The 464-nt window shown below is 48.7% G+C and carries 1 protein-coding gene; it reads right to left on the bottom strand.

Annotated features, from left to right (window positions below):
• Positions 1–65 precede the first annotated feature (65 nt).
• Positions 66–464 (bottom strand): hypothetical protein (locus ACT3TJ_RS18070; protein WP_444622638.1); only part of this gene is annotated, 399 nt, incomplete at its 5' end.

Consider the following 464-nt stretch of genomic DNA (forward strand, 5'->3'; position numbering starts at 1 on the left):
CCCATGCTACCCGTTTAGCCGGTGCGTAGGCCGTATCAGCGTAATAATCTTTTGGGTTAGGTTGATCAGACATTCAATGTTTCCTTTACCCAATAATCGTTATCAGACGATGTGCTATCAAAGACTTTTGCTATGTCGCCAGGCGTGGCTGTAAGCGGTTCTGGCGCAGGGTAGAATCGATCATTAGACAGAAAAGGGACTTTCGGCATCTCTCGAAATTGCACTTGCACTTCCCAACGGTAGCCAATACCCGTCTGAGGGCCCAGGGCACGTTTACCAGCAGGCGTATAAACAAAGTAGCGGATAGAATTTGCAGAAAGCTGAGTTAGCAGTGGCGTCATCTGCGTTTCAGATTGTTTCGCCCAACCGCTATAGGCTGGTGTGTTGTGAGTTATTCCTTCCAGGCGCTTAATGATAGCGACATCCTGTAGCTCAATCCCCATACCGGGTAGGCCACTTTTAAC

The organism is Halomonas sp. AOP30-A1-24, from assembly GCF_052378165.1.
Taxonomy (GTDB): domain Bacteria; phylum Pseudomonadota; class Gammaproteobacteria; order Pseudomonadales; family Halomonadaceae; genus Vreelandella; species Vreelandella citrativorans.